Source organism: Micromonospora sagamiensis, from assembly GCF_014680085.1.
Classification (GTDB): Bacteria; Actinomycetota; Actinomycetes; order Mycobacteriales; family Micromonosporaceae; genus Micromonospora; species Micromonospora inyonensis.
On record NZ_AP023438.1, the window covers coordinates 1,305,256 to 1,323,249 of the forward strand.

At 73.3% G+C, this 17,994-nt stretch carries 23 protein-coding genes, 2 pseudogenes and 1 riboswitch; of the genes and pseudogenes, 12 read left to right on the forward strand and 13 right to left on the reverse strand.

All coding sequences use genetic code 11. The features are described from left to right. The first annotated feature begins 256 nt into the window (after positions 1–256). The 7 genes from IGA62_RS05325 (at position 257) to IGA62_RS05355 (ending at position 4,582) form a co-directional block, all read left to right on the forward strand. On the forward strand, positions 257–1,237 hold the full coding sequence (locus tag IGA62_RS05325; protein WP_145815987.1) for a metal ABC transporter substrate-binding protein: 981 nt from the start codon (positions 257–259) through the stop codon (positions 1,235–1,237). Next, positions 1,234–1,998, forward strand: a complete 765-nt coding sequence (locus IGA62_RS05330; protein WP_091459512.1) for a metal ABC transporter ATP-binding protein — start codon at positions 1,234–1,236, stop codon at positions 1,996–1,998. Before IGA62_RS05325 ends, IGA62_RS05330 begins: the two co-directional genes overlap by 4 nt. Continuing rightward, a complete protein-coding gene (locus tag IGA62_RS05335) occupies positions 1,995–2,861 on the forward strand; it encodes a metal ABC transporter permease (RefSeq protein WP_145815986.1) in 867 nt (288 codons plus the stop codon). Before IGA62_RS05330 ends, IGA62_RS05335 begins: the two co-directional genes overlap by 4 nt. A 43-nt stretch (positions 2,862–2,904) precedes the next feature. After that, positions 2,905–3,204 (forward strand): ArsR/SmtB family transcription factor, encoded by a 300-nt coding sequence (locus IGA62_RS05340; protein ID WP_091459511.1) that lies wholly within the window; start codon positions 2,905–2,907, stop codon positions 3,202–3,204. A gap of 49 nt (positions 3,205–3,253) precedes the next feature. Beyond that, positions 3,254–3,655: a Fur family transcriptional regulator gene (locus IGA62_RS05345; RefSeq protein WP_091459510.1), complete on the forward strand. Its 402-nt coding sequence runs from the start codon at positions 3,254–3,256 to the stop codon at positions 3,653–3,655. 144 nt (positions 3,656–3,799) lie between these two features. After that, on the forward strand, positions 3,800–4,405 hold the full coding sequence (locus IGA62_RS05350) for a hypothetical protein (RefSeq protein WP_145815985.1): 606 nt from the start codon (positions 3,800–3,802) through the stop codon (positions 4,403–4,405). A 9-nt stretch (positions 4,406–4,414) separates the two neighbouring features. Next, positions 4,415–4,582 (forward strand): hypothetical protein, encoded by a 168-nt coding sequence (locus IGA62_RS05355; protein ID WP_176737968.1) that lies wholly within the window; start codon positions 4,415–4,417, stop codon positions 4,580–4,582. A gap of 25 nt (positions 4,583–4,607) precedes the next feature. On the opposite strand, the gene IGA62_RS05360 is transcribed toward IGA62_RS05355, so the two are convergent. The 5 genes from IGA62_RS05360 to IGA62_RS05380 all read right to left on the reverse strand — a co-directional run bounded on the left by IGA62_RS05360 (position 4,608) and on the right by IGA62_RS05380 (position 8,629). Next, on the reverse strand, positions 4,608–5,111 hold the full coding sequence (locus IGA62_RS05360) for a DUF6328 family protein (protein ID WP_145815984.1): 504 nt from the start codon (positions 5,109–5,111) through the stop codon (positions 4,608–4,610). A 187-nt stretch (positions 5,112–5,298) separates the two neighbouring features. Beyond that, on the reverse strand, positions 5,299–6,090 hold the full coding sequence (locus IGA62_RS05365; protein ID WP_280526143.1) for an SIS domain-containing protein: 792 nt from the start codon (positions 6,088–6,090) through the stop codon (positions 5,299–5,301). Next, positions 6,087–6,917, reverse strand: coding sequence for an alpha/beta fold hydrolase (locus tag IGA62_RS05370; protein WP_145815983.1), 831 nt, complete (start codon positions 6,915–6,917; stop codon positions 6,087–6,089). The genes IGA62_RS05365 and IGA62_RS05370 overlap by 4 nt, the downstream gene beginning before the upstream one ends. Positions 6,918–6,973: 56 nt before the next feature. Further along, complete coding sequence (locus tag IGA62_RS05375) at positions 6,974–7,696, reverse strand: TIGR03943 family putative permease subunit (RefSeq protein WP_145815982.1); 723 nt, start codon at positions 7,694–7,696, stop codon at positions 6,974–6,976. Then, entirely contained in the window at positions 7,697–8,629 is a 933-nt protein-coding gene (locus IGA62_RS05380; RefSeq protein ID WP_232625045.1) for a permease, read from the reverse strand. Positions 8,630–8,966: 337 nt separating this feature from the next. After that, a riboswitch (TPP riboswitch) is annotated at positions 8,967–9,072 on the forward strand. Between the two features lie 77 nt (positions 9,073–9,149). Between IGA62_RS05380 and IGA62_RS05385 the strand changes: the two genes are divergently transcribed. From IGA62_RS05385 to IGA62_RS05395, 3 genes are read left to right on the forward strand one after another with little or no spacing between them, the layout of a single operon-like run. After that, complete coding sequence (locus IGA62_RS05385; RefSeq protein ID WP_145815981.1) at positions 9,150–9,740, forward strand: ECF transporter S component; 591 nt, start codon at positions 9,150–9,152, stop codon at positions 9,738–9,740. Between the two features lie 4 nt (positions 9,741–9,744). Continuing rightward, positions 9,745–11,190, forward strand: a complete 1,446-nt coding sequence (locus IGA62_RS05390) for an ABC transporter ATP-binding protein (RefSeq protein ID WP_145815980.1) — start codon at positions 9,745–9,747, stop codon at positions 11,188–11,190. Then, positions 11,187–11,987 (forward strand): energy-coupling factor transporter transmembrane component T family protein, encoded by an 801-nt coding sequence (locus IGA62_RS05395; RefSeq protein ID WP_145815979.1) that lies wholly within the window; start codon positions 11,187–11,189, stop codon positions 11,985–11,987. The genes IGA62_RS05390 and IGA62_RS05395 overlap by 4 nt, the downstream gene beginning before the upstream one ends. Positions 11,988–12,073: 86 nt before the next feature. On the opposite strand, the gene IGA62_RS05400 is transcribed toward IGA62_RS05395, so the two are convergent. Continuing rightward, positions 12,074–12,307 carry a hypothetical protein gene (locus IGA62_RS05400; RefSeq protein WP_145815978.1) on the reverse strand — a complete coding sequence of 78 codons (234 nt, stop codon included), beginning with the start codon at positions 12,305–12,307 and terminating at the stop codon, positions 12,074–12,076. A 249-nt stretch (positions 12,308–12,556) separates the two neighbouring features. On the opposite strand from IGA62_RS05400, the gene IGA62_RS05405 reads away from it, so the two are divergent. After that, positions 12,557–12,853: an MTH1187 family thiamine-binding protein gene (locus tag IGA62_RS05405; protein WP_091459502.1), complete on the forward strand. Its 297-nt coding sequence runs from the start codon at positions 12,557–12,559 to the stop codon at positions 12,851–12,853. A 90-nt stretch (positions 12,854–12,943) separates the two neighbouring features. Here the strand turns inward: IGA62_RS05405 and IGA62_RS05410 are convergent, their stop codons facing one another. The 3 genes from IGA62_RS05410 to IGA62_RS30725 all read right to left on the reverse strand — a co-directional run bounded on the left by IGA62_RS05410 (position 12,944) and on the right by IGA62_RS30725 (position 14,431). After that, a complete protein-coding gene (locus tag IGA62_RS05410) occupies positions 12,944–13,636 on the reverse strand; it encodes a pentapeptide repeat-containing protein (protein WP_145815977.1) in 693 nt (230 codons plus the stop codon). A 196-nt stretch (positions 13,637–13,832) separates the two neighbouring features. Next, on the reverse strand, positions 13,833–14,045 hold the full coding sequence (locus IGA62_RS05415; RefSeq protein WP_145815976.1) for a DUF397 domain-containing protein: 213 nt from the start codon (positions 14,043–14,045) through the stop codon (positions 13,833–13,835). An 11-nt stretch (positions 14,046–14,056) separates the two neighbouring features. After that, positions 14,057–14,431, reverse strand: coding sequence for a Scr1 family TA system antitoxin-like transcriptional regulator (locus IGA62_RS30725; RefSeq protein ID WP_222433298.1), 375 nt, complete (start codon positions 14,429–14,431; stop codon positions 14,057–14,059). Here IGA62_RS30725 and IGA62_RS05420 point away from each other — a divergent pair. Then, a pseudogene (locus tag IGA62_RS05420) lies at positions 14,419–14,730 on the forward strand (hypothetical protein); the annotation flags it as partial. The gene IGA62_RS30725 and the pseudogene IGA62_RS05420 sit on opposite strands and share 13 nt — an antisense overlap. A gap of 34 nt (positions 14,731–14,764) precedes the next feature. On the opposite strand, the gene IGA62_RS05425 reads toward IGA62_RS05420, so the two are convergent. From IGA62_RS05425 to IGA62_RS05440, 4 genes and pseudogenes are all read right to left on the reverse strand, one after another. Then, positions 14,765–14,953 (reverse strand): hypothetical protein, encoded by a 189-nt coding sequence (locus IGA62_RS05425; RefSeq protein WP_091459496.1) that lies wholly within the window; start codon positions 14,951–14,953, stop codon positions 14,765–14,767. Positions 14,954–15,034: 81 nt separating this feature from the next. After that, a complete protein-coding gene (locus IGA62_RS05430; protein WP_145821778.1) occupies positions 15,035–15,844 on the reverse strand; it encodes an isoprenyl transferase in 810 nt (269 codons plus the stop codon). 8 nt (positions 15,845–15,852) lie between these two features. After that, positions 15,853–16,694: pseudogene (gene recO, locus IGA62_RS05435) on the reverse strand (DNA repair protein RecO). Between the two features lie 52 nt (positions 16,695–16,746). Beyond that, positions 16,747–17,868, reverse strand: a complete 1,122-nt coding sequence (locus IGA62_RS05440) for an acyltransferase family protein (RefSeq protein ID WP_145815974.1) — start codon at positions 17,866–17,868, stop codon at positions 16,747–16,749. Positions 17,869–17,994: the final 126 nt, after the last annotated feature.

Sequence of the window (17,994 nt, forward strand, 5' to 3'; positions counted from 1 at the left end):
CGCACCGCAACCGCACCCGGCACCGCACCCGCACCCACCGCGCTCCTCTCCGCGCGCCCCACCGCGCCCGCCCCAGGTGGTTGCAGGGGGCCCTTCCTCATCAAAAAGCGGTAACAGGGGACCCCTCCTTCCACCGCACCCCTCCTTCCACCGCACCCGCCTTCCACGGCGCACCCGGTCCGGGGCCGGTTGCGGGGGCTCACATGCAAGCATGCGTTTTTGACAATCATTGTCGTTGCAGCGGAAGGTGGGGAACATGAACAGCCGTCCCACGTCGCGTGTCCTGGCCGCCGCCTCCTCCGCCCTGCTCGCTCTCGGTGCCGTCACGGCCTGCTCCTCCGACGAGGTGGCCGGCGCCGACCCGCAGCGGGTCGACGTGGTGGCCGCGTTCTACCCCCTTCAGTTCGTCAGCGAGCGCGTCGGCGGGGACGCGGTGACAGTGGTGAACCTGGCGAAGCCCGGCGCGGAGCCGCACGACCTGGAGCTGAACCCGGGGCAGGTCGGTCAGGTCAGCGAGGCTGAGCTGGTCGTCTACCTCAAGGGCTTCCAGCCGGCCGTGGACGAGGCGGTCGAGCAGAACGGCGGGGACCGGACGTTCGACGTGACCACCGTGCAGCCGCTCCTGGACGCCGCGACCGACGGGCACGACCACGGTCACGAGGGCGAGGAGGGCCACGAGGAGGAGAAGGAGAAGCCCGCCGGGGAGAAGGACGGCGCCAAGGACCCACACGTCTGGCTCGACCCGACCCGGCTGGCCACCATCGCCGACAAGCTCGCCGAGCGGCTCGGCAAGGCCGACCCGGACCACGCCGCCGACTACACCACCCGGGCGAAGACCCTCCGCACCGAGTTGGAGAAGCTGGACGCCGAGTTCACCCAGGGCCTGAAGACCTGCCAGCGGCGGGAGATCGTGGTCAGCCACACCGCCTTCGGCTACCTCACCGAGCGCTACCAGCTGGAGCAGATCGGCATCTCCGGCCTGAGCCCGGAGAACGAGCCGTCCCCGCAGCGCCTCGCGGAGGTCACCGAGGAGGCCCGCGAGCACAAGGCCACCACCATCTTCTTCGAGGAGCTGGTCAGCCCGAAGGTCGCCGAGACCATCGCCAAGGAGGTCGGGGCGAAGACCGCGGTACTGGACCCGATCGAGGGTCTCTCCGCCGACAACACCGGTGGGGACTATTTTTCGGTGATGCGCAGCAACCTGGAGAACCTGCGGACGGCGTTGGGCTGCTCGTGAGCGAACCCGTCGTGAACGTGGAGCACGGGGTGGTCGGCTACGACGGCCGCCCCGTGCTCCGTGACGTCTCGCTGGCGGTCTCCGCCGGTGAGGTCGTCGCCGTGCTCGGGGCCAACGGCTCCGGCAAGTCCACCCTGATCCGCGCGGTCCTCGGCCTGGTACCGCTCAGCGCCGGGCAGGTCACCCTCTTCGGCACCCCGCTGCGCCGCTTCCGGCAGTGGCACCGCATCGGGTACGTCCCGCAGCGGCTCGGGGCCGGCAGTGGCGTACCGGCGACGGTGGCCGAGGTGGTCGCCTCCGGTCGGCTGGCCCGGCGGGGCGTCCTGCGGCCGGCCGGGCGGGCCGACCGGGCGGCGGTCGCCGAGGCGCTGCGCGCGGTGGGGCTCGCCGACCGGGCCGGTGATCCGGTGGCGACCCTCTCCGGCGGGCAGCAGCAGCGCACCCTGATCGCGCGGGCGCTGGCCGGAGCACCGGAACTGCTGGTCCTCGACGAGCCGACCGCCGGGGTCGACGCGGTCAGCCAGGAGGCCTTCGCCGAGGCGCTGCGGGGGTTCGTCGACGGCGGCGGGACGGTGGTGCTGGTCGCCCACGAGCTGGGTCCGCTGCGTCCGCTGATCAGCCGCGCGGTGGTCGTCCACCAGGGCGGCATCGCGCACGACGGCGCGGTCCCGGAGCCGGCTGGTCACCACGCGGATCCCGACCACGACCACGTGCACCCGCACGGTCCCGAGGAGCCCGCCGGGTTGTGGAGCACGCCGTGAGCCTCTTCCAGTACGACTTCATGCTCCGCGCCCTGGTCGGCGCGCTGATCATCGGTCTCGCCGCCCCGTCGCTCGGCATCTACCTGGTGCAGCGGCGGCTGGCGCTGATCGGCGACGGGATCGGCCACGTGGCACTGACCGGGGTCGGGGCCGGCCTGCTGTTCAACCAGTCGCCCGTGCTCATGGCGGTGGTCGCCGCCGCCCTCGGCGCGGTCGTCATCGAGCTGGTCCGGGAACGCGGCCGCACCTCCGGCGACCTGGCCCTGGCGCTGCTCTTCTACGGCGGCATCGCCGGCGGCGTGATGCTGGTCGGGCTCTCCGACGCGAGCAACGCCAACCTCAACGCTTACCTGTTCGGCGCGCTGACCACCACCTCCCGCACCGACCTGGTCACCATCGCGGTGCTCGGGGTGGCGGTGCTGGTCACCATGGTCGCGTTGCGCCCCGCCCTCTTCGCGGTCTGCCACGACGAGGAGTACGCCCGGGTCTCCGGCCTTCCGGTCCGTACGCTCAACCTGCTGCTGGCGGTGACCACGGCGGTGACCGTCACGATCGCCATGCGGGCGGTGGGCGTCCTGCTGATCAGCGCGCTGATGGTCGTCCCGGTGGCCACCGCGCAGCAGGTCACCCGGGGTTTCCGCAGCACGATGGCGATGGCGATGGCGGTCGGCCTGCTGGCCGCCGGCAGCGGGGTCTGGGTGGCGGCGGTCGCCGACACCGCCCCGGGCGCGTCCGTGGTGGTGCTCGCGATAGCCTCCTTCCTCGTCGTCGCGGTCGGCGCGGCGGTCTGGCGGAGCGTGCTCCGACGGCGTACCCCGGCCGCGCCCGCCCCGACGGAGCCGCACGAGGTGGTGCTGCGCTGATCCTGATCGCCCGAGGTGTGCCGGCATTGGTTACCGTTGCAGGGTGACCAGCACCAACGGCTACGACGCGTACGAGGGCGCGGGAGACCTGCTGCGCGCCCTCTCCGCGCCGATCCGGCTGGCCATCGTCAGCGAGCTCGCCCAGGGTGAACGCTGCGTCCACGAGCTGGTGGAGAAACTCGGCGCCACGCAACCCCTGGTCTCCCAGCACCTCCGGGTGCTGCGAGGGGCCGGTGTGGTGCGGGGTTCCCGGCGCGGCCGGGAGATCGCCTACACCCTGGTCGACGAGCACGTCGCGCACATCGTGGCGGACGCGGTCAGCCACGCCGGGGAGGGGACATGAGCGACCAGAGCGAGCGGACCGTCGGGGTCGGTGTGAGGGAGGCGGTGGCGTGAGCGAGAGCGGTACGGCCGTGCGCAACACCCGGCAGCGTACGGCGGTCAGCGCGCTGCTCGCCGAGGTGGAGGGCTTCCACAGCGCGCAGGACCTGCACGCGATGCTCCGTGAGCGGGGCGAGCGGGTCGGCCTCACCACCGTCTACCGGACGTTGCAGGGGCTGGCCGACGCGGGCGAGATCGACGTGATGCGCCCGCCGGGCGGTGAGCACCTCTACCGGCGGTGCAGCGAGGGACACCACCACCACCTGGTCTGCCGCTCCTGCGGGCGCACGGTGGAGGTCGCCGGCCCGGCCGTGGAGACCTGGGCCGAGCGGGTGGCCGCCCAGCACGGCTACTCCGACGTCAGCCACACGCTGGAGATCTTCGGCACCTGCCCGTCCTGCGCCGCCGGCTGACCGTGGAAACGCGTCCGCCGTCGCAGTCCTGCGCCGCCGGCTGACCGCCGAGGGGTCCGTCCGCCGCCGCGGTCCTGCGGCGGACGGCGCCGCGCCAGGCTGCCCGGTCGGCGGTGGCGGGCGCCGCGTGGCACGCTGTGCGGCGTGAGGATCTACGCCGATCGTTTTCCCACCGCCGTCCGTCAACTCGTCACCGATCTGCTCGTCGTGGCCTGGGTGTACGCCGCGATCCGGGGCGCGATGTGGCTGCACGACCTGGTGCAGCGGCTCGCCGTACCCGGAAGGAAGCTGGAGTCCGCCGGCGGCGGCCTGGCCGACAACCTGGCCGACGCCGGCGGCAAGATCGGCCGGGTTCCGCTGGTCGGCGACGAGTTGACCACGCCGTTCGAGCGGGCCGCCGAGGCCGCCCGGGCGGTCGCCGAGGCTGGCCGCGACCAGCAGGAACTGGTCGACCAGCTGGCCCTGGCCCTGGCCGTGGCGGTGCTGGTGTTCCCGCTCGGCCTGGTCCTGTTCGGTTGGCTGCCGCTGCGGCTGCGCTGGATGCGCCGGGCCGGCGCGGCGGCGGCCCTGCGGTCCGTACCCGCCGGCCGGGACCTGCTCGCCCTGCGGGCACTGGCCGGGCAGCCCCTGGGCCGGCTCACCCGGATCGCGCCGGACGTGGCCGAGGCGTGGCGGCGAGGCGACCCGGCCACCGTCGACGCGCTGGCCGCCCTGGAACTGCGTGAACTCGGCCTGCGGGCTGACCGTTAAGGTCGACCGGTGCTCTACTTCCTGATCGTCATGGCCCTGCTGCTGTTCGGCTACGCCGGCTACCTGATGAGTCTCGCCCGGCGCGGGCAGAAGATGCCCTCCACGGCGTACGTGGTGCTCGGCGTGCTCAACGCGGTCATCCTGGTGGCCGTGCTGGTCTGGGCGGTCAACCGCTGACCGGGCCCCCGCCGTGCCCCGGTCCTCAGTCGCCCTGGCCCGAGGGCGGATCGTCGTCCTCGTCGTCGAGGTCGTCCTCACCCCAGTTGCGCCGCGCGAACGGCAGGATCGCCCAGAAGGTCAGGAACCACAGGCCGGTGACCGCGCTCAGGACGAAGGCGACGCTCCGGTTCAGGATGAAGTCGGTGATCAGCAGCACCGCGCTGACCATCGAGACCAGCATGAAGGCGAGGCCGCCGCTGGCCATCCGGTGGGCGAAGCGGACCAGCTCCGGTTTACGGCCCTGGCGGAACAGCGCCCGGTGGAACGCCACCGGCGAGATGATCATCGCGGTGGCGGCGGCGGCGGAGAGGAGCGCGACGACGTAGACGTCCTTCTGGAAGCCGGTCGTCCGGGTGAAGCCGGCGCTGAAGGGAAGGGTGAGCAGGAAGGCGAAGAGGATCTGCACGCCGGTCTGGGCGACCCGCAGCTCCTGCAACAGGTCGGCGAAGTTGCGCTGCCAACGCTGCCGTTCGGTCTCCTTGGACAAACCGCCACCTCCGCACCGGGGACTGAGAACCGGCGGTACGTCCCGCGCCGCCGGCAGCACAGCGAATGCCCCGTGCCGCGCGCCGCGAAACGCATTCACCAGTCCACTTCCGGACCCGACGGCAGGACCGGGACACCGCGGGACAGCGCCCGCGATACGGACACCGGGGCCCGGATGCCGCACCGGGTCAGGTGCCGCGCCGCAGGCGGCCGGCGTACCGGGCCTCCAGTTCGGAGTTGTGCGCGTCGCCGTGCGGCACGTTGGCCGACAGGTAGACCGGGGGCGACTCCCCCGCCGCCAGCAGCCGGGCCGCCACCTCCGCCACGATCTGCTGCGCCAGCAGGGCGGCGGTGATCGAGGAGACCGCGCCGACCGCGCCCCCGCCGGGCAGCGGCAGGGTCGCGTCGCCGTACGGGGCGCCGTTGTCCAGCAGCACGTCGGCGAAGTCGGCGAGCCGACGCCCGCTCGGGTGGCGGGACGGCACGCGGGCCGAGTGCTCCGCCGAGACGATCGCCACCAACCCGTGCCCGTGCCGCTTGACCAGCGAGGCGAACTCGACCACCGCGCCGTTGATGCCGGAGTTCGAGGCGATCACGAACACGTCCGACGGGCGTACCGGGGTCAACTCCCAGAGCCGGTGCGCGACCGCCGGGTCGCGCTCCAGGGTGGGGTCGAGGACGTCGACCGGCGCGCCGCCGTGCAGCACCAGGTCGCGCAGGGCGATCCGGTTGGTCGGGACCAGGCCGCCGGCCCGTCCGGCGATCTCCATCGCCAGCGCCTCGGAGTGCCCGGTGCCGAACGCCTGCACCACCCCGCCGGCCCGGAGCGCGTCCGTGACCAGGTCGGCCGCGCGGGCCACCGCCGCACGCTGGCCGGCGGCCACCCGGGCGATCGTCGAGGTGACGACGGCCAGGTAGGCCTCGGCACTGACCGGCGGGGTCGTCGCGTCCGGCCCGGAGGCGTCCACCGGGCCGGTCACCCTACCGCCTCCACCTGCGCCAGAACGGCCTCGGCCAGCGCGCCCGGCGCCTCGTCCGGGATCCAGTGGCTCACCCCGGTGAGTTCGACGAACCGGTACGTCCCGGTGACGTACGCCGCGCACGCCTCGGCGGCGGTCCGGCCGACCGCGGTGTCCCGGTCGCTCCAGACGTAGGTGGTCGGCACCGACACCGGTCCGGTGCCCACCAACTCCCGACCGGACATCGCCCGGTACCAGTTCAGTGCCCCGGTGAGCGCGCCCGGCTCCCGCATCGGCCGCACGTACGTCTCGATCCGCTCCCGGTTCCCCACCCCGCCGAGCAGCTTGCGCAGGGCGGCACCGTGCCAGGCGAGCAGCACCTTCTCGGCCTTGCCCTCCTTGCGGAACAGCCCCATGTACGCCGACCGGGCCTTCTGCTTCCGGTCCCGGGCGATGGTCCGGGCCATCGCGGCCGGGTGCGGCACGGAGACGGCGGTGAGGGTGCGCACCCGGTCCGGGTGCCCGGCGGCCAGCGCCCACGCCACGATCGACCCCCAGTCGTGGCCGACCACGTGCGCGGTGGGCACGTCGAGCGCGTCGAGGACGGCGACCGCGTCGGCCACGCACTCGGCCAGCCGGTACGCCTCGACCGCCGTGGGCCGGGCACCGGGCGAGTAGCCCCGCTGGTCCAGCGCGTACGTCCGCAGCCCGGCGGCGTGCAGGGCCGGCAGCAGGTCCACCCACTCGCCGCTGTGCTGGGGAAACCCGTGCAGCAACAGCACCGGATCACCGTCGGCCGGGCCGTCGGCGTGCACGTCGAACGTCAGCCCCCGCGCATCGATCTTCATCCCCGGAGCCTACCGTGACGCGGCGCGTCGGAGCGGGCACGGGAAGGCCGGCGGCCCTACTCGTACTGCTGCTTCGGGGCGGGCACCTGACGCCACGACTCGACCTCCAGGTACGGCACCTCGGCGTCGTTGACCGGGTCCCGGCCGACCTTGTCGGTGTAGCGGCCGGTCACCTCCACCCAGGTGTCGTCGGCCAGGCCGGTGGGCGGGTCGCCGGTGAGGCCGAGCTTCACCGGGCGGCCGTCGGCGGCGCAGCAGGACAGGATCATGCGGGCCAGGATCGGTTGCCCGTCCGGGCCGGTGACGACGAAGCCGGTGAGCTGGACCCGACGGTCCCCGATGGACCGTCCCCGCTCGAACAACGCCCGGGAGGCGTAGTCCAGTACGGTGATCCGCGCCGGGTCCCCCTCGGGCAGCGGCGGATAGTCGGACGTCACCCGGTCCGGCAGCACCGTTCCGGCCTGTCCGACGGCGTACGAGCCGAGGGCCGGCGGGGCGACCAGCAGCAGGCCGAGCACCGGCAGGAGGAGCAGCCACCCGACTCGCGGGCCGTGGTGGCCGTGGTCGTGATCGTCGTGCTCGTCCGGGTCGTCGGGCGCGGCGGGGCGCAGCTCGTACCAGAGGGTCATCGCGGCGGCGGCCACCAGCAGCAGCCCGGCGGCGACCAGGAAGGGTTGCAGCCCCGCCTTGACGTAGCGCAGGTGCAGGTCGGTGAGGCTGGCCCGCAGCACCGCACCCCCGAGCAGCAGCAGGACGACCGCCTGGGCCTGCCGGTTCACTCAGCTCACCACCGTTCCGACTCCGACGGCCACCAGCACGGCCACCACGAAGGTGGTCGGGGCGAACCGGGACGCGAACCGCCGGCCGAACGCCCCGACCTGCATCGAGACGAGTTTCAGGTCCACCATCGGCCCGACCACCAGGAAGACCAGCCGGGAGGTCAACGAGAACTGGGACAGCGACGCGGCGACGAACGCGTCCGCCTCCGAGCAGATGGAGAGCAGGACGGCCAGCACCGCCAGGGCCAGCACCGAGAGCACCGGGTCGTCGGCCAGGGTCTGCAACCAGCGCTCCGGCACCAGCACGTTGATGCTGGCGGCGGCCATCGCGCCGAGCACCAGGAACCCACCGGCGTGGACCACGTCGTGGCGTACCGCCGACCAGAACGCCGCGCCCCGGCCCAGGCCGTCCAGGTCCGGTCGGTGCGGCAGCCGGATCCAGTCGGCCCGGCCCAGCCGCAGCCAGAGCCAGCCCATGATCATGGCGACGACCAGGCTGGCCAGGCCCCGACCGAGGACCATCTCCGGGTTGTCGGGGAAGGCGACCGCGGTGGCGGTGAGCACGATCGGGTTGATCGCCGGGGCGGCGAGCAGGAAGGCCAGCGCTGCGGCCGGGGTGACGCCCCGGCGGATCAGCGACCCGGCGATCGGCACCGACCCGCACTCGCACCCGGGCAGGACCACTCCGGCGGCACTGGCCACCGGCACGGCGAGCGCGGGGTGCCGGGGCAGCGCCCGCGCCCAGAACGAGCGCGGCACGAAGACCGCGATCACCGCCGAGAGCAGCACCCCGAACACCAGGAAGGGCATCGCCTGCACCATGACCGAGACGAAGACGGTGGTCCAGGTCTGGAGGCGGGGCGCGGAGATCGCGGTGCCGATCGGTTCCCGGAAGACCACCAGCAGGACCAGGACCCCGGCCAGGACCTCCACCGAGCCGACCCGCTCGCCGAGCCACCGGCCGGGCCCGCCGCCCGGGGCGTCCCGCTCCGGCCCGCCGGGTGCCGGCTGCTCCTCGGGTACGCCGGGCGCGACGACGCCCAGCGGTGACGTCGCCGGGTCGGACCGGACAGCGTCGTCGGGCGGACCGGCGGGCTCGGGTCGACCGGGGCGCGGGGTGGCCTGGCCGGCAGCGGTCACGGTGGTCTCCGGGTCGACGGGTACGGGGAGCAGCTCACCCTAACCCGGACAGTGACGTGGCCGACTCTCTCCACGCAACGCGCCCCTGGGTTCCGGCCCGTCTCGGTGCTAGCGTCTGCGCAGACAACTTCACATCCGACAGGGGAGCGCACAGCGCTGAGAGTGCGGGCCACGGCCCGCAGACCCTCGAACCTGATCTGGGTAATGCCAGCGCAGGGAGTTCGGTCAGTCTCCAGCCGCGTCGTCGTCCGGTGCCACCGGGCGTACGGCGTGCGTCTTGCCTGGTTCGCACACGGACTGGGAGCACGTACCCATGAACAAGTTCGACAACCCCCGCTGGCGCACCATCGACATCGTGGTCGCCTCGGTGATCGCGGTCGCCTTCGGCGTCATCTTCTGGGCCTGGGGCCTGGTGTGGAGCGCCACATCCGGCGCGTTCGCCTTCTTCCCCCCGGCGCAGACCCTCATCTACGGGGTCTGGCTGATGCCGGCCGTGGTGGGTGGCCTGGTGATCCGCAAGCCCGGCGCGGCCCTGTACTGCGAGACCGTCGCGGCGGTGCTCTCCGCGCTGTTGGGCAGCCAGTGGGCCGGCACGGTCATCCCGCAGGGCATCGTCCAGGGTCTCGGCGCGGAGCTGGCCTTCGCCGCGTTCCGGTACCGCTCGTTCCGGCTGCCGACCGCACTGCTCGCCGGGGCACTGACCGGCGTCAGCGCGGCGCTGTTCGACTTCTTCGTCTGGAACGCCAAGTACGACCTGACCAGCTACCGCATCCCGTACGCGCTGCTCACCGTGGTCAGCGCCGCGGTCGTGGCCGGTGTCGGCGGGCATGCCCTGACCACCGCCCTGGCCCGCACCGGTGCCCTGGCCCACCTCCCCGCCGCCCGCGACCGCACCCTCATCTGACCCGGTGGGTGGCGTCTCCGTACGGCTGCGGGGGTTCGGGTGGCGGCACGCGGGCCGGAGGGCCTGGGCCGTCCGGGACGTCGACCTGCGCATCGGGGCCGGCGAGCGGGTGCTGCTGCTCGGCGCGTCGGGCGCGGGCAAGAGCACCCTGCTGGCCGCGCTGGCCGGACTGCTGCCGGAGGATTCCGGCGAGCGGGCCGGTGACATCGAGATCGACGGTCTCCCGCCGCAGGAGGCGCGCGACCGGGTGGGCATGGTCTTCCAGGACCCGGAGAGTCAGCTGGTGATGGCCCGCTGCGGCGACGACGTGGCGTTCGGGTTGGAGAACCGGGGGGTGCCGGCGGAACGGATCTGGCCCCGGGTGGACGAGGCGCTGACCCGGGTCGGCTTCCCGTACCGCCGGGACCGGCCGACCGCCGCGCTCTCCGGCGGGGAACAGCAACGCCTCGCCCTGGCCGGCGCGCTCGCGCTGCGGCCCGGACTGCTGCTGCTCGACGAGCCGACCGCCAACCTCGACCCGGCCGGGGCGGCCCTGGTCCGGCGGGCGGTCGCCGACGCGGTGGACGCCGACACCACGCTGGTCCTGGTCGAGCACCGGGTCGCCGAGGCGCTGCCCCTGGTCGACCGGGTGCTCGTCCTCGCCGCCGGGGGCGGTGTGCGGGCCGACGGGCCACCCGAGCGGGTCTTCGCCGAGCACGGTGCCGCGCTCGCCGCCGACGGGGTCTGGGTGCCGGGCCACCCGGTGCCGCCCCGCCGGGCGGTCGCGCCCGCCGGGGAGGTGCTGCTCACCGCCGACCGGCTCGGCCTGCCGCCCCGGCTCGCCCCCACCGACCTGGCGGTCCGCGCGGGCGAGGCGCTCGCCGTCCTCGGCCCGAACGGGGCGGGCAAGTCCACCCTCGCGCTGCTCCTCGGCGGGCTGCTCCGACCGGGGACCGGCCGGTTGACCGCCAGCGCGGAACTGGCCGACGCCGACCGGCGCACTCCCCCGCACCGCTGGCGGGCACCCGCCCTGGCCCGGCGGATCGGCTCGGTCTTCCAGGACCCGGAACACCAGTTCGTCACCGGTACGGTCTTCGACGAGCTGGCGCTCGGGCCGCGCCGCACCGGCCGGTCGGAGGCGGCCGTCCGCGCCACCGTGGACGAACTGCTGGACCGGTTACGGCTGGAGCGGCTGGCCGGGGCGAACCCGTACACCCTCTCCGGTGGGGAGGCACGGCGGCTGAGCGTGGCGACCGCCCTGGCCACCGCGCCCCGCCTGCTCGTCTGCGACGAGCCCACCTTCGGGCAGGACCGGCGCACCTGGTCGGAGCTGGTCGACCTGTTCGCCGGGCTGCGCGACGCCGGGCACGGCGTCGTGACGGTCACCCACGACGCGGACTTCGTCGACGCCCTCGCCGACCGTCGGTTCACCCTGGACCGGGCACCCCGGGACGGGGAGGAGCAGCCGTGATCAGCCTGGAACCGGTCGCCGACCCGACCGCGCCGCTGGCCCGCCGGAACCCGGTGGCGAAACTCGCGGCGGCGCTGCTCTTCTCGTTCACCCTGGTCGCCACCCTCGACCCGGTCGCCCCGGCCATCGCCATCGCCATCGAGCTGGCCGTCCTGCCGCTGTTCGGGGTGCGGTACGGGGTGCTCGCCCGGCGGGCCTGGCCGCTGCTGCTCGGCGCGGTCGGCATCGTGGTCACCCTGGTGCTCTTCGCCGCCGAGCGGGAGGGCCGGGTGCTCGTCGAGGCGGGCCCCGTGCTGGTGACCTCGGGAGTGCTGGTCACCGCGCTCGGGCTGGTGCTGCGGACGTTCGCGGTGGCGTTGCCCGGCGTGATCGTCTTCGCCACCACCGACCCGACCGACCTGGCCGACGCGCTGATCCAGAACGCCAAGGCCCCACCCCGGTTCGCCATCGGCGCGCTGGCCGCGTTCCGGCTGGTGCCGATGCTCGGCCAGGAGTGGCAGATGATCAGCCTGGCACGGCGGGCCCGGGGCGTGGACGCCGGGCGTAACCCGCTGGCGAAGCTCCGGCTCTTCGCCTCCACCGCATTCGGGCTGCTGGTCGGCGCGATCCGGCGGGGCACCCGACTGGCGGTGGCGATGGACGCGCGCGGCTTCGACGCCGGCACCCCGCGTACGGTCGCCCGCCGGCAACGGTTCACCGTCGCGGACGGGCTGCTGGTGGTGGGGGCGGCCGTGCTGGCCGGCGGGGCGCTGGCGGTCAGCGTGGCGCTCGGCACGTTCCGACCCCTGATCGGCTGACCCCGGCAGCGTCCGGTCACGATCTCCACGCCGGCAAGCTATCGGGACGGCCGGGGCGCTGACCGCCCCGACCATCCCGGGACCGATCAGCTGCGGCGGAAGGCGTACTGGCGGCCCTGCGCGGCAGGTCGGCCGCGATTGGCGACGAAGGCCGCGCCCCGCTGGGGCGGCCCGGACTTCGGAGCCTGCGGCGGGGTGGACCCGGCCGGCAGGCTCACCGGAGCCACCTCGATCGTCTCCAGATCCGGCGGGGTCACGTCCCGCAGGGACGGCTTCGGCGCGGACGGACGGGACTTCTTCGGCTTGCGTTTGGCAGGCATACGGTGCCTCCTTCGGCGAGGGACCGTCCGACAGCGGCCGGTACGGTCGGCGAGCGGGGAACGGGAGTGCACCGGGACGGCCGACCACACGTCGCGGCAGCGACGAACGGGGAACGCGCACGCCCGGCGGCACGGTCCACGGCAACGGCGGTGGACCCGGCTCGGCACAAGGGCGTCAGTAGCGCATGTCCTGGACGCTATCCCACGCTTCTCTGGCGCGCACCCGAATTACCGGAGACGATCGGCGACATGCTGATCGCGTTCTCGATTACTCCGCTCGGCGTCGGGGAGTCCGTCGGTGACCTGGTCGCCGAGGCGGTCCGGGTGGTCCGGGAGTCCGGCCTGCCGAACCGTACCGATGCCATGTTCACCACCGTCGAGGGCGAGTGGGACGAGGTGATGGCCGTGGTCAAGCGGGCGGTCGACGTGGTCGCCGCGCAGGCGCCCCGGGTGAGCGTCGTGTTGAAGGCCGACGTCCGGCCGGGCGTGACCGACGCGCTGACCAGCAAGGTCGCCCACATCGAGGCCCGCCTCGCCGAGGGCTGAGGCCGGCACGGTCGTGCCCACCAGTACCCCGACTCGTCGGCGGGCTGTAGGGCAGCCGGCGGCAGGGGCGTCCCGCCAAGCTCCGATGTGTCAGCCCTGGTCGTCGACGTGGATTCCGGCGGCGTAGGCGAGGCTGTATGAGAGGCTGAGCAGGTCGGTGTGGTGCAGCACGGCTCCTTTCCAGCTGGTGATGTCGCCGACCCCGGCCAGGGTGCAGCCACGGAACCGGGCTCCGGCCATGGTGGCGTGATGGAATACCGCGCCGGTGAGGTCGCAGTCACGGAATACCGCGCCCCGTAGGTCGGCGTTGGTGAAGTCAGCGCCGGTGAGGTTGCAGTCCACGAAGTGCACCGCGTCGAAGGTCGTCATCCGCCAGGACGACAGGTCCGCGCGGCAGCCGGTCGCCGTGACGTCGCGCAGGAGCCCGTCTGCCCACGTCATCCCGGTCAACCGGGACTGGGCAAGCCGTACCCGGGTCATGCTGGCGCCGTCGGCGCGCAGGTTGGCCCAGTTCGAGTCGGTCACCAAGCAGTCGGTGACAGCCAGTTGGTCCAACCGGCACCCGGACAGGTCTGCGCCCCGGAACCGGCACTGCGCGAACGCCACCGCCGAGGCATCCTGGCCCGCGAGACAGGACCGGTAGAAAGCCCAGCGCTCCCACTGTGATTCCGGCTCCACCTCGGTGGCCTCGAACAGCTTCACCTCATCCGGCGGCACCGGATTTTGGGGCTCCCGTGGAGAACGGGCAGACGAGCGCCGCGTCACGGCCTGTCGAGCACGCACCCGACCACACTAGGGCATACGGCCGTACCCCACCCACCAACACGAGCGCGCACCCGCGCCACCCCCGCCAGCAGCCGACTGCATGAATCTGCGTGCCGTATCCGGGATGGTTCAGCGGCCAGAGCTGGAGATTGATTCAACTCGACGGTGGTTTCGCGCCAAGGCCACGAGGCCCAGACGGTCAGCCGCCAGCCCTTCAATCTCTGACACGGGTCGAGCCGCCGAGCCGACCGGCTTTGATGCCCGAGATGAAGTCGGCCCACTGGGTGGGTGCGAACGACAGCACCGACCCCGTGCGGTCCTTGCTGTCCCGGACCCTTACGAGGTCCGGCGGTGCGGCCACCTCGACACAGTTGCCGCTCGAACCGGACCTGGTGCTCATTCGCCAGGCGTGACGCGGCAGGTCCATGCGGTGCCCTCCTACGTGTGCAGTTCGGCGGCAATCGACCGCAGCGTATCCCGGGTGGGCCCCGGAGCGAGGGCGAGGGCTTGCAGTTGCTCGTGGGCCGCGGCGTATGCCGCGACCTCCGAGGGCCGTTCGAGGTAGAGCGCTCCCGTCAGCGTGTCGACGTACACCGTGCGGTCCTCGGCCGCCGGTGGACCTGCGGCGGTTGCGGTGCACCGTGGCCGTGCCGCACCCGACGTCGCGAACTGTGCGCCGAGTACGACCGGGCACCCGCATCCCTGGCCCTCTACATGGGATCGTGCCTGGTGGCGGCGAGTCAGGACCTCGGCTGGGCTCCGGCCGGGCAGCTGCACCGCCGGTTCGTCGGGTGGTTGGCGTGACCCCGGCACGCGGCTCCGGCGGTGGGCGACACGGGCTCCGGGCCGGCGATCTGCTGCACGTCACCCGGGCGGCGAGCGTCCAGTTCGGCAGGCCGTTCTTCTTCCGGCTGATCCGGGTGCTCGACTGGCCGGTCTTCGACGGTTGGCTCTGGCTGGAGGGCTACCAGCTCGACGCCCGGGGCGAAGCCGTCGCCCGCCGGTCGATCCTCGTCCAGTCGGCGGGGTTGCGGCGAGCGGTCGGAAACCGGCCACCACAACCCCGCCGAACGTCCAACGAACCCCCTCGTACGCCGGACGGACCCCGCCGTGCGCGGAACGCGCGCGGCGGCGGGACCGGTGGGATCACCAGAACCGACGCCGCCGCTTCGCCCGCTGCGGGCGGAGCAGGTCGGCTCCCTTGCTGAGCATCCGGCTGATGCCGGACGGGCCGCGCCGGGCCTCGATGGTGTGGCTGATGCGCCGCGCGCCGGCAGCCGCCAGCGGCACCGCGACCGCCATGATGGCCCACTGTCCGATCCGCTTCTGGATCATCGTCGGTACACCTCCCTGGATAGCTGCTGACCAGGCAGTACCCAGGACGGGCCGTCGGTAAGCACCGACGCCGGGGACGGCTCAGCCGACCGGGGCCGGCGGGGCGACCGGGTTGGGCAGCGCGCCGCCGAAGCGCCGGTCCCGCTGGGCGTACAGCTCGCAGGCGTACCAGAGGTGGCGACGGTCGAAGTCCGGCCAGAGGGTGTCCAGGAAGACCAGCTCGGCGTAGGCGGTCTGCCAGAGCAGGAAGTTGGAGATCCGCTCCTCGCCGGACGGCCGGAGGAACAGATCCACCTCGGGGATCTCCGGGTGGTAGAGGTACTTCGCCACGGTCTTCTCGTTGACCTTCGCCGGGTCGAGCTTCCCGGCGGCGACGTCCCGGGCGATCGCGGCGGCGGCGTCGGCGATCTCGGCCTGGCCGCCGTAGTTGACGCAGAACTGGAGGGTCAGCGTGGAGTTGTCCTTCGACATCTCCTCGGCGGTCTGCAACTCACCGATGACGCTCTTCCAGAGCCGGCCGGCCCGCCCCGACCAGACCACCCGCACGCCCAGGTCGACGAGCTGGTCGCGGCGACGCCGGATGACGTCCCGGTTGAAGCCCATCAGGAAGCGGACCTCGTCCGGGGAGCGCCGCCAGTTCTCGGTGGAGAACGCGTACGCCGACAGGTAGGGGATGCCCAGCTCGATCGCGCCCTCGATGGTGTCGAAGAGGGAGAACTCCCCCGCCTCGTGGCCCCTGGTGCGCGGCAGCCCCCGCTCCTTGGCCCACCGGCCGTTGCCGTCCATCACCACCGCGACGTGCTTCGGCAGCGCCTCGGCGGGCAGTGCCGGCGGCCGGGCCCCGGTCGGGTGCGGCGTCGGCGGTGTCGGCGTGCGCCGGCCCGTCCTCATCGATCGGATCACTCGAAACTCTCCCTGCTCACACCCGCTCCACCGGCCCGTCACTGCCGCGCGACGGGGCCGGGCCGGCCGGCGGTACGCCCCGGTCGACCAGCGGCAGCGAGCGTAGCGCGCGCTCCAGGTGCCACTGGAGGTGCGCCGCGACGAGCCCGCTGCACTCCCGGCGTACGCCGGTGGGGGTGGCGTCCGCGACCACCCAGTCGCCGGTGGTCAGCGCGGACATCAGGTCGACGGTGGCCGGGGCCGGGTGGGCCGCGCCGGGCGGTCGGCAGTCCGGGCAGACACAACCCCCGGCCGGTACGGAGAACGCCCGGTGCCGCCCGGGCGTGCCGCAGACCGCGCAGGCGGTCAGCGCGGGTGCCCAGCCGGCCATCGCCATCCCGCGCAGCAGGTACGCGTCGAGCACCAGCGTGGTGTCGTGGTCGGCGCGGGCCAGCGACTTCAGTGCGCCCAGGGTGAGTTGGAAGAGCCGCAGCGAGGGTTCCCGTTCGACCGGGGTGAGCCGCTCGGCGGTCTCGGCGATCGCGCTGGCCGCCGTGTAACGCGGGTAGTCGCCGAGGAACCGTTTGCCGTACAGGTCGATTCCCTCGACCTGGCTGACCGTGTGCAGCGAGCTGCCCTGGTTGCCCTTCGGGTCCCCGGCGAGCTGGAGGTCGACGTGGCCGAACGGCTCCAGCCGGGCACCGAAGCGGGAGGTGGTGCGGCGCACCCCCCGGGCCACCGCGCGCAGCCGGCCGTGCCGGCGGGTCAGCAGGGTGATGATCCGGTCCGACTCGCCGAGCTTCTGGACGCGCAGCACCACCGCGTCGTCGCGGTAGAGCTGTCGGCGGTACCCGGCCATCGGGCCATTCTCCCCGCCGGCCGCACGTCCCGGTGAGCCGGGTGGCGGGCAGTCAGCTCACCCGGACCGGGGTGGCCCCGGCGGACGACGTGGCCTCCGTGGCGGCTGCGACGCGGGTCTCGGCGGCTGCGGTCCGGGGAGAGGGCACGACGACCGGTCCGGGAGTCCGGGTACGCCGCCTGCCGGGCAGCAGTTCGGGCGGACGGCGGGCGGCCACGTCCTCGACCCAACCGACCAGCATCGTCACCACTCCGACCAGGAGGAAGACCAGCACCACCCGGATGGCGAGGCCGAGCAGGTCCTGATGGGACCAGCCGACGACGTCGACCAGCGGGGTGAGCGCGACCACGAAGGGCATGTGCCAGAGGTAGACGGTCAACGCCCGACGGTTGAACACGGTCACCGCCCGGCCGAGGAGGGCGTTCCGGTCCACCCAGGCCGCACCGGAGGGGGCGAAACCGAGGGCGATCAGGATGAAGGCGGCCGCCCACAGTGCGTTGCCGATCCGGATGTCGTTGAGGTCGTAGCCGCGCGCTCCCGGGTGGGTGAGGATCCAGGCGCCCCCGGCGGTGGCCAGCAGCCCCGCGACGGCGACCAGCACCCGCCGGGACAGCCGGCGCAGCATGCCGTCGTGGTGGGCGAAGCCGAGCAGCCACGCACCGAAGTAGAGCCCGAAGTCGCGCAGCACGACCGGAGCGCCCGGGAAGCCCAGCTCGACCACGACGAGCAGCACGTACGGGGTGAGCAGGGTGGGCAGCGGGGCCCGCCGGAACAACCAGAGCGCCGCCGGGGACACCAGCACGAACCAGAGGTAGTCGCGGAGATACCAGATCACGCTGAGCGCGAGCGCGCCCCAGCCGTTCGCCGGCGGATCGGTGATCGGGAAGAGCCAGAGCGCCAGACGCCAACTCACCGGCAGGCCCCCGGCCAGCAGCATGGCCGGTACGAAGATCGCGGCGACCACCCAGAGCGAGGGCAGCAACCGGCGCAGCCGGCGACCGACCGCGGACGGACCGGAGCGGTCGAGCGAGGCGGCCATCAGCGAGCCGGCCAGCGCGAACATCACCGACATGGCCGGAAAGACCAGGGTGAGGGTGGCCCACCCGGTGACGTGGTAGACCACGACTCGGATGATCGCGAGGAAGCGCAGCAGATCCAGGTATCGGTTTCGCATCAGCCTGTATCTATGTCCGGGGGCAAGGACAGGTCGCGATTCCTACCCTGGCCACCCTCGGCTGCAAACGTCCTGTCCGGGGGTATCGAAAGTGAGCAATCCCACACACAGCGTGCGGCCCCCAGG